Annotated in this window: 9 protein-coding genes; 6 read left to right on the top strand and 3 right to left on the bottom strand. The window is 69.4% G+C overall.

Annotation, left to right across the window (positions count from 1 at the left end; all coding sequences use genetic code 11):
• Window positions 1–66 precede the first annotated feature (66 nt).
• On the bottom strand, window positions 67–591 hold the full coding sequence (locus tag ACWGIC_RS43890) for a hypothetical protein (RefSeq protein WP_067576619.1): 525 nt from the start codon (window positions 589–591) through the stop codon (window positions 67–69).
• Between the two features lie 233 nt (window positions 592–824).
• Between ACWGIC_RS43890 and rpmE the strand changes: the two genes are divergently transcribed.
• Together rpmE and prfA are read left to right on the top strand one after the other, a co-directional pair.
• Entirely contained in the window at window positions 825–1,052 is a 228-nt protein-coding gene (gene rpmE, locus ACWGIC_RS43885; RefSeq protein ID WP_067576337.1) for a 50S ribosomal protein L31, read from the top strand.
• Between the two features lie 81 nt (window positions 1,053–1,133).
• Window positions 1,134–2,204 (top strand): peptide chain release factor 1, encoded by a 1,071-nt coding sequence (prfA, locus tag ACWGIC_RS43880; protein WP_452081866.1) that lies wholly within the window; start codon window positions 1,134–1,136, stop codon window positions 2,202–2,204.
• A gap of 117 nt (window positions 2,205–2,321) precedes the next feature.
• On the opposite strand, the gene ACWGIC_RS43875 is transcribed toward prfA, so the two are convergent.
• Window positions 2,322–3,101 (bottom strand): TIGR03619 family F420-dependent LLM class oxidoreductase, encoded by a 780-nt coding sequence (locus ACWGIC_RS43875; protein WP_452081865.1) that lies wholly within the window; start codon window positions 3,099–3,101, stop codon window positions 2,322–2,324.
• Window positions 3,098–3,835 carry an alpha/beta fold hydrolase gene (locus ACWGIC_RS43870; protein WP_452081864.1) on the bottom strand — a complete coding sequence of 246 codons (738 nt, stop codon included), beginning with the start codon at window positions 3,833–3,835 and terminating at the stop codon, window positions 3,098–3,100. The genes ACWGIC_RS43875 and ACWGIC_RS43870 overlap by 4 nt, the downstream gene beginning before the upstream one ends.
• 56 nt (window positions 3,836–3,891) lie before the next feature.
• Here ACWGIC_RS43870 and ACWGIC_RS43865 point away from each other — a divergent pair, with 56 nt between their 5' ends.
• The 4 genes from ACWGIC_RS43865 to ACWGIC_RS43850 all read left to right on the top strand — a co-directional run bounded on the left by ACWGIC_RS43865 (window position 3,892) and on the right by ACWGIC_RS43850 (window position 8,944).
• A complete protein-coding gene (locus ACWGIC_RS43865; RefSeq protein ID WP_452081863.1) occupies window positions 3,892–4,236 on the top strand; it encodes a MerR family transcriptional regulator in 345 nt (114 codons plus the stop codon).
• A gap of 75 nt (window positions 4,237–4,311) precedes the next feature.
• Entirely contained in the window at window positions 4,312–5,178 is an 867-nt protein-coding gene (gene prmC, locus ACWGIC_RS43860; protein ID WP_452081862.1) for a peptide chain release factor N(5)-glutamine methyltransferase, read from the top strand.
• 430 nt (window positions 5,179–5,608) lie between these two features.
• The gene (locus tag ACWGIC_RS43855; protein ID WP_452081861.1) at window positions 5,609–7,621 is read left to right on the top strand and encodes a M6 family metalloprotease domain-containing protein; all 2,013 of its coding nucleotides are present in this window, start codon (window positions 5,609–5,611) and stop codon (window positions 7,619–7,621) included.
• Between the two features lie 126 nt (window positions 7,622–7,747).
• The gene (locus tag ACWGIC_RS43850; protein ID WP_452081860.1) at window positions 7,748–8,944 is read left to right on the top strand and encodes a hypothetical protein; all 1,197 of its coding nucleotides are present in this window, start codon (window positions 7,748–7,750) and stop codon (window positions 8,942–8,944) included.
• The last annotated feature ends 188 nt before the right edge of the window (window positions 8,945–9,132 follow it).

Here is a 9,132-nt window from a genome sequence, read left to right as displayed (position 1 = left end):
GATTCCCGCAAGGAGCCCTTCACGGACTTTTCTCCCCGCACCGGGGAGGTGGCGCGGGGAGAAAGCTCAGTGGCGGGGGACAGCGGCCGGGGTCCAGCCGCGGTAGTTGTTGAAGTAGCTCGTGGAGCTGCCGTGGCCGATCTTGCCGCCGACGCTGGTGGCGTAGAAACCGCCGTTGCCGTCCGCGATTCCCACGTGGCCGTAGGCGCTGATGTTCCAGTAGACGAACGAACCGGCGGGCGGCTTCCCGCTCGTGTGCTTCGGGCTGGCCCCGTTCCAGTGCGCGTTGGCGGACGCCCAGACCCCGGTCACGCCGTAGGAGTTCTCCGCGGCCTTCTCGCAGTAGTGCTCCCATCCGGTGCTTCCGGCGTGCGCCTTGTACCAAGCGACCGCACCGGCCGGGGTGCCGTCGGCGGCTCCGGTGAGATTCGCCTCGGACAGTTCGGAGAACGTCCCGGCGGCGGGATTCACATCCGCCGCCGTGATCCCGCCGGACGCGTTCGCGGCAGGCGCGAAGACCGCGGCGGAAGCGGCCAGTGCGAGCGCCGCGGCCGGCTTCGCGAGCCGGGTGAGCAGGTCGGTCGTGCGCATGTCCGGACCTCCAGTAAGTGAGTCATTCACGAACTCGGGCAGCATTACGCCAGCGGGTACAAAATCCGTACAATGCGAAGGTTCTTCACTACCCACCGTCGCGACGGACGGCGGAATACCTGGTCACCGGGGTGTGTTGAAGCCCTTGCCAGCGCGTCTGGCAGAATGACCCGCTGAAGTCCGGCACCGGTTCACCCCGCACTGGGGACCCGGGGCCAACGAGAGAGGACACCATGAAGAGCGGTATTCACCCCGAATACGTGGCCACGACCGTCACGTGCAACTGCGGGAACAGCTTCGTCACCCGCAGCACGAAGGAGTCGGGTCAGATCCACGTCGAGATCTGCTCGAACTGCCACCCCTTCTACACCGGCAAGCAGAAGATCATGGACACCGGTGGCCGGGTCGCCCGGTTCGAGAAGCGCTACGGCAAGCGTCAGCAGAAGACCGACGCCAAGTAGCTTGTCCAACGGCGCCCACCCGCACGCCCGGGTGGGCGCCGTTGTTCTGTCCGGGCCTGTTCGCGAGAGGGAGACGGCGAAGTGGATTCGAGTTCGCTCAAGGGGCTGCTCGACGAGCACGCGCGGCTGGAACAGGAGCTCGCCGATCCGGCGGTGCACGCCGACCAGGCGCGGGCCCGCAAACTGGGCCGCCGCTACGCCGAGCTGAGCCCGGTCGTGCGCGCGGTGCGCGAGCTGGACCAGGCCCGCGACGATCTTTCCGCGGCCAAGGAGCTGGCGGCCGAGGACTCGACGTTCGCCGCCGAGGCCGACGAGCTGACGGCGAAAATCCCGCAGCTCGAAGCGAAACTCACCGAACTGCTGCTGCCGCGCGACCCGTACGACGGCTCCGACGTCGTCATGGAGATCAAATCCGGCGAGGGCGGCGAGGAATCCGCGCTGTTCGCCGGCGATCTGCTGCGGATGTACCTGCGCTACGCGGAACGGCACAACTGGAAGGCCGAGGTGCTCGACTCGACCGAGTCGGACCTCGGCGGCTACAAGGACGTCACGCTGTCGCTCAAGAGCAAGAGTGCGGACGTCGAAGGCGTCTGGGCGAGGCTGAAGTTCGAGGGCGGCGTGCACCGCGTGCAGCGCGTGCCCGCCACCGAATCGCAGGGCCGGATTCACACGTCCGCGTCCGGCGTGCTGATTTACCCGGAACCGGAGGAGGTCGAGGTCGAAATCGACCCGAACGACCTGCGCATCGACGTGTTCCGGTCGTCCGGCCCCGGCGGGCAGAGCGTCAACACGACTGACTCGGCGGTGCGGATCACGCACCTGCCGACCGGGATCGTCGTGTCGTGCCAGAACGAGAAGTCGCAGATCCAGAACCGCGCGCGGGCGCTGCAGGTGCTTCAGGCGCGGCTGCAGGCGATCGCCGAGGAAGAGGCGGCCGCGAAGGCGTCGGACGCTCGTCGCTCGCAGGTCCGGACGGTGGACCGCTCCGAGCGCGTGCGGACGTACAACTTCCCGGAGAACCGGATCTCGGACCACCGGGTGAACTACAAGGCGTACAACCTGGACCAGGTTCTCGACGGCGAACTGGACGGCGTCCTGGACGCACTGGCCGCGGCCGACCGCGAGGAGCGGCTCGCCGCGCAGGCGGGCTGACGAGCACCGAAATCGGTGCCACCCCGGACAATCTGAGCGGCGCGCCCAGTGCGGCCTTCGAGTCGTGCGGTCTGTCCACAATGGAATCGAAGGCCGCGTTCTCCCCAGGACAGGCACTTACGAGGTCGCCGAGGCGAACGCCGTCATCCGCTCCTCGTATCCTTTGTCAGCCCCGAAATGCACGGCTACCGAGTCCGCTCCAGCCTCCCGATATGCACGGTAGGTCTCGACCGCCTCCACCAAGTCCACAGTGGATTGCTGCCGGGCGATCCGCCGAATCCGTCGTGCCGGGTCGAGCTGATCCAGCTTCGCGACCCGTTCCGCGAAAGCGCCCGGCGAGAGCCCCGCGCTGAGCCACTGGTCCCCGGCCCGAACCGCCCGCCGCAGCGCGACTGTCGAATTCCCGCCGACCAGAATCGGGATCCGGCCCTCCGGCCTCGGTTCGAAATACCCGCCGGACCGGCCCCGGCCAGTGGTGAAAAGCTGGTCCAGCAACGAAAGCGTCTCGTCCAGCGTTGCCCCGCGGCGGGCGAAATCCGCGCCGATCTCGGCGAACTCCGGCTCGTTCCATCCCGCGCCGACGCCCAGCACCAGCCGGTGCCCGGACAACCGGTCGATCGTCGCGGCCTGCTTGGCCAGCAGGTGCGGTTCGCGCAGCGGCACGATCACCACGGACGTGCCCAGCTGCACGCGTTCGGTCGCCGCGGCCAGGTAGGCGAGTGTGGCCAGCGGCTCGTACACGCCGCCGAAGACCTCGCCGAACGGTTCCGGCGGCAGCACGTGGTCAGGCAGCCAGACGGATTCGTAGCCCAATTCCTCGGCCAGCCTCGTGAGGTCGGCGAGGCGTCGCGGGGTCAGGTCGGGCGATTCGTTCGGAAGGACGACCTGGCGGCTCATCGCAGCCCCTTCCGGATCGCGGCGAGCCAGGCGTCCGGCGCTTCGTCGGTGATGCCGTGCCCGGCCGCGATCTCGACCAGCTCCGCGCCGGGAATGCCGTCGGCCAGCTCCCGCGAATGCCGCGCCGGCACGAGAGCGTCCAGCGTCGTGGCGATCACCAGCGTCGGGACCGCGATCGACGCCAGCTCCGCCCGGGTGTCGACAGACCGGACCAGCTCGACCTGCTTAGCCGTGGCTTCGGGTACCGACGCGGCCAACCCGGCGACCGCCTCGGTGAGCTGATCCGGAGTGAGCGCGGAGAGGAACGGCTCGCTGGCGGCGACCAGCATCAGGTACTTGGCGAGCAGGGTGCGATCGCCCTCCAGCAGATGCGTCCACAGGTCCAGGGCCAGCTCCATCCGTGCGTCCGGCCGGGCGAGACCGGCGGTGAGGATGAGCCCGTTCACGCGATCGGGATGCCGGGTGGCCGCGCGCACCGCGACGGCCGTGCCGAGCGAGTAGCCGAGCACGGTGAACTTCTCGACCCCCGCGTCGACAGCGGTCGCGACCAGGCCGTCGGCCAGTTCGTCGAGTGTGCCGCCCGAGTTGGGGTAGTCGGCTCCGACCACGGTGTGCGTGCGGGCGAGATCGTCCAGCAGCGGGCCGAAGTTGGCCGTCACGCCGCCGCCCGCGCCGTGGGCGAGCAGCAGGCCGGGACCCTGCCCGAGGACGAGGGGCGCGAAATGTTCTGTCATGTTCGCGACGTTAAGGATTGACACCAGTGTGAAGGCCAGACGCAGGGGAAAATCGGATGCTGATCGGCGAACTCGCGCAGCGGACCGGCGTGGCGCCGCGGCTGCTGCGCTACTACGGCGAGCAGGGGCTGCTGGCCTCGACGCGCAACACGAGCGGGTACCGCGTGTACGGCGAAGAGGCGGTCGTCCGGGTGGCGCAGATCCGCAAACTGCTGGCCGCGGGCCTGACCACGGAGATGATCGCCGGGATGCTCGACTGCGCGAGCGGTCCCGCCGCGCACCTCGACCTGTGCCCCGACCTCGTGCGCAGGCTGCGCGGGGAACTGGCCGAAGTGGAGCGCCGGATCGGGGATCTCGCCCAGCGGCGCGAAGTCCTGTCCGGGTATCTCGGCCAGGCGTGAGGCCCGCGCGGGCGGGGGTCGATACGCTGGGCAGCACCCCCGCTGGGGGCAGCTTCGACGAGTGAAGGACGACCAGTGAATCGGCAGCCGCTGCGCCTGGCCATCATGGAGGCCACCCGGATCCTCACCGAGGCGGGCGTGGAATCGCCGCGGTCGGACGCGGATCTCATCGCCGCGCACGTGCTCGGCGTCGAACGGGGCAGGCTGCCGATGGTGCCGCTGGTCGACCCGCCGGTGATCGAGGCGATCGGGCAGCTGGTCGCGCAGCGCGCCAAGCGGATCCCGCTGCAGTACCTGATCGGCTGGGCCGCGCTCGGCAACATCACGGTCAACGTCGGCGCGGGCGTGTTCGTCCCGCGGCCGGAGACCGAACTGCTGCTCGAATGGGGCGTGAAGTTCCTGCAGGGCCGCGAATACCCGGTGGTGGTCGACCTGTGCACCGGCTCCGGCGCGCTGGCGCTGGCGCTCGCGCACGAACGTCCGGACGCGGTGGTCTACGCGGTCGACGTCGACCCCCAGGCGCTCGCCTGGGCCCGGCACAACGCCGACGTGCACAGCGCGGCCGGGAACACCCCGATCCGGCTCTACTCCGGCGACATCGCCGACCCGACGATGTTCGCCGAACTCGACGGTCTCGTGGACCTGGTGCTGTGCAACCCGCCTTATGTGCCGGAGGGCACGCCGGTCCCGCCGGAGGTCGGCGAGCACGACCCGGCGCGCGCGGTCTTCGCGGAGGAAAGCGGCCTGGCGGTGATCCGGCACGCGATCGCGGCCGGCGCGCGGCTGCTGCGCCCGGGCGGCGGCCTGGCGATCGAACACGACGACACGCACGGTTCGGCGGTGCCCGCGCTGGTGCGGGCGCGGCGGGTGCTGACCGGCGTCGAGGACCACCCGGACTACAGCGGGCGGGCCCGGTTCGTCACTGCCCGCCGGTTGGGCTGAGGTTTCGCCTTCCGCGCCAGGGAAGTCCGTGAAGGGCCCCTTGAGGGAATCTGGGTCTGTGAAGGGGCCCCTCACGGACAGCGGTGGCCGGTGAGGGGCCTGGGGCCGGTGAAGGCTCTGCGCTGGGTCAGCGGAGGTGTGTGTGAGGGCGACTCCTCAGCACATCGAGGTCCGTGAGGGGACCCCTGAGGGAATCAGCGTCCGTGAAGGGCCCCTTGAGGGAATCAGCGTCCCTGAAGGGGCCCCTCACGGCCGCCCCGCCCCGCGCCGAGACCCGTCGGCCAGCACTGCGCCATTCGCACCTTCGCCCTGCTCCGGCCCGACTTTCGTCGTGCGGCAGCGGGGTGGATTCCGTTCGCGCGCCTAACGATCACCGTTAGCGTCGGGCCTCGGGACCGCCGGGCGTACCGGCGGACTGTGAGGAGCGAGGATGAGATCCCCCTTACCCCGCCGCAATCACCGGAGCCGGAACACCCGCGGCCGCGTCGCCGTCGTCGTGGCGGTCGCGGCGCTGGCTCCCGCGTTGCTCGCCGGGACCGCCGCGGCCGATCCGCTCACCCGGGGCTGGCCCGCGCCGCTGGACTCCGCGCACTGGACCGACCAGGCGAGCATGACCTGGCAGGACTACCGCGCCATCCCCGGCACGAACTGGGCCGACCCCTCCCTGAAACCGACCGTGCGCAAGTTCAAGGGCGCCGTCGTGCTCGCCGACTACCCGGACGAGGATTTCGTCGTCACGAAGTCGCCGCATTCGACGGTTTTCGGCAATCCGTCGCCGTCCGCGAGCAATCTGCCGCGCGAGAAAGTCGCCCAGCACTACCAGGATTTCCTTAACAAACCCGAACCGCTGAACCACGGCCACACCATCAACGAATACTGGATGGAGGACTCCGCCGGCCGGTTCGGCGTCGACCTCACCGCGTTCGGCCCCTACCGGATGCCCGGCAAATCCTTCGAGTACGGCATGGAAATGCAACCGGAGGACTGTCCGGCGAACGCCGACTGCACCCGGGACCTGCGCAAGGACGCGGGCGACGCGTGGCGTGCCGACGTCGGCCCGGTGGCCGACCAGTTCGATTTCATCTTCTTTCTTTCCGCCGGCCAGGACGAAAGCTCGACGTGGCAGGAATTCGGCGAGATGAAATTCGGCGAGAAGGACAAGGTGCCCGCCGAATTCGGTCCGCCGGGAAGCAAACCGGGCGATCCGAACTGGGCGCACACGCGCTACGTGCCGTGGACGTCGTGGGCCTCGGCGGCGAGCATCTGGCCCAACGCGGCCAACGGATCCTCGACCCAGGGGGAAAGCTCCGGCCAGGCCGTGTTCGCGCACGAGTTCAGCCACATCCTCGGCATCGGCGACAACTACAACAACCCGTTCGGCAACCCGCCCCGAAGGTCCTACACCGGCCCGTGGGAAATGCTGTCGCGCGGCAGTTTCAACGGCCCCGGCGGCCCGCACACGCGCTGGCAGATCCCGGCCAGCGAAGGCGGTTCGATGGGCGCGCACCACATGCTGCGCAACAAGCTCAAGCTCGGCATCGTCGATCCGAAATCCGTACTGAACCTCGACCGGAACCAGCTCGCCACGACCGGTCCCGTCACCGCCCGCGTGACCGCTCGTGAGGCGACGCCCGCGCCCGGCGCGTACGCGGGCGTCACGATCGCGCTCACCGGCGGCGACCACTCGCCCAAGTGCGATCCGGCGAAGGACCCGAAGTGCGACGGCGGCGGCTACGACCACTACAGCGTCGAAGTCGTCGACCGGATGGGTTCCGATTCGTTCGCCCCGGACTCCGGCGTCCTGCTCGCCAAGACCAAGAGCCGCGACGCCGCGCCGTTCGAATGGATCGTGGACGCCAACCCGCAGGACATCGGGCTGACCGACTACGTCCGCCCGGACGGCACGCCGGTCAAGATCACCGTCGGCGACTATCGGCAGCTCAACGACGCCACGTTCAAGGCGGGCACCGGCGCGGCCGGCGGCTACGAGTACACCGACGAGGCCAACCGGTTGCGGTTCCTCGTCACCGACCTCGACCGCGACAGCCGCGGCGTGCTGTCGTACACGGTCACCGTCGCGTCGCTCGACGGCACCGGACCGCAGGCGCGCGGCGCGTGGCTGTGGCCCGCACTGCCCGCGTTCACCAACGGCGGGTTGGCCACCTGCGACTTCCGCCTTTCCAACTCGGGTTCGGCGCGCGGCGCGGCGGCCCCGTACGACCAGGACACCTACCGGCTGACCGCGTCCACCGACACCCGCGGCTGGGAAGTCCGGCTCCCGAACGCCTTGGCGACCGCCAAGTTCGGCGGCTCGACGCAAATCCAGGCGTACGCGAAACGCTCGGCAGGCGCACCGCACACCGCTCGCGTGCGGCTGACCGCGACGTCGATCGCCGACCCGGCGAAGACCACCACCACCGCCTGTACCGCGATCGGGTTCTGAACCCGGAAAGGCGCCATCCGCCCCGAACGGCGGATGGCGCCTTTTCGCTGGGCGGCAACTGCTTGCCCGCCCGCCGGGCGACCCCCTACCTTGGGGCGGCCGAACGATCAGACTTCTGGGGGAGTCATGTTCTTACGTCATCGCGTCACCGCCGGATGCGGCGCGGCGCTCATCGCCGCCTCCGCGCTCACCGCGAGCGCGAGCACCGCGTCCGCCGCGGCCGGACCGACCACCCTTCCCGCCAGCGAATACACGCTGACCTCGGACTACCACAAGTACGACGCGGCCTATTCCGGTCTTTCGTCGAAGCTGAAAACCGTGCCGGTGCACACGGTGATGGACAACGCGAACCACGACCGCCAGCCGCTGCCCTCGACCTTCAAACCGGCCGGGCTCACCGGCGGCTTCCGGTTCGACGACGGGGACAACGACGACTGCACCAACTATCCGCAGGGCATCACCACCAGCCGCGACGCGGTCGGCGGCGACAACGGCGGCAACTACGACGGGCACCAGCTCGTCGCGGTCAGCTGGTACACGCGCGACGCGTGCGGCGGCAAACAGGTCCGCAGCCGGATCACGCTCGCCGACTGGGACGCGACGTACCCGAACAAGTACCGCAAGATCCTGCTCGTCGAACCCACCGGCACCACCGCTTCGCCGAACTACAAGGACATCCCGATCCACGCCGGCGGCGTCTCCTGGTACGGCGACTACCTGTACGTCGCCGACACCGGCGGCGGCATGCGGGTCTTCGACATGCGCAAGATCCTCGAGGTCAACTCGGGCGGCACGGCCGACCAGATCGGCCTTTCCGGGGGCCAGTACTACGCGCACAACTACCGCTACGTCCTGCCGCAGGTCGGCACGATCGCCGCGCACACGACGTCCGGCACGAACCTGGCCTGGTCGAGCATCTCGCTGGACCGGGTCAGCAAGTCGATCGTGATGACCGAGTTCACCTGCAAGGCCGACTGCACCGACTACCCGAACCGCCCGCCGCGCGCGGTGCGCTTCCCGTTCGCCTCCGGAGCGACGACGTTCGCCGCCTCGACGACGGCGAGCCAGGCACTGCAGCTGCCCTGGTACAACCTCAACGGCGTCGCCTCGCACAACGGCCGCTGGTGGTTCAACTCCTCCACCCAGAAACAGCTCTACTACTGGACGCCGACCGAGGGCCCGGCCACGCACGCCTGGGTGAGCTACGGCGAGAGCATCTCGTACTGGGAGGACCCGAAGGACGCGGACCTGCTGTGGTCCCTGCAGGAGGGGAAGGGGAACCGGAACGTGTTCGCGGTCAAGCAGGCCACTTACGGCGCTTGATCTCCGGTCCCTTCGGACCTGCTGCACCTGGACGCGTTGCCGGTGGGCCCCTCAGATCCTTTGGGTTCGGCCAGGCGAGGCCCGGTGCTGCTGCGCTTCTGCACCGGGCCTCGCCCCGGCCTTGGCTACCGGCCCGCCCCAATGCCACAATTGGTGGGCTGTAAGCACCGAACGCCACAATTGGTGGT

The sequence above is a fragment of the Amycolatopsis sp. NPDC054798 genome, from assembly GCF_053611505.1.
This window is presented reverse-complemented; position numbering and strand designations above follow the sequence as displayed.

Bases quoted from the DNA above. Each gene is read 5' to 3' on its own strand.
- rpmE (WP_067576337.1), top strand. From the start codon at position 825: ATGAAGAGCGGTATTCACCCCGAATACGTGGCCACGACCGTCACGTGC.
- ACWGIC_RS43870 (WP_452081864.1), bottom strand. From the start codon at position 3,835: ATGACAGAACATTTCGCGCCCCTCGTCCTCGGGCAGGGTCCCGGCCTG.
- ACWGIC_RS43850 (WP_452081860.1), top strand. From the start codon at position 7,748: ATGTTCTTACGTCATCGCGTCACCGCCGGATGCGGCGCGGCGCTCATC.
- ACWGIC_RS43875 (WP_452081865.1), bottom strand. From the start codon at position 3,101: ATGAGCCGCCAGGTCGTCCTTCCGAACGAATCGCCCGACCTGACCCCG.
- ACWGIC_RS43865 (WP_452081863.1), top strand. From the start codon at position 3,892: ATGCTGATCGGCGAACTCGCGCAGCGGACCGGCGTGGCGCCGCGGCTG.
- ACWGIC_RS43890 (WP_067576619.1), bottom strand. From the start codon at position 591: ATGCGCACGACCGACCTGCTCACCCGGCTCGCGAAGCCGGCCGCGGCG.
- ACWGIC_RS43855 (WP_452081861.1), top strand. From the start codon at position 5,609: ATGAGATCCCCCTTACCCCGCCGCAATCACCGGAGCCGGAACACCCGC.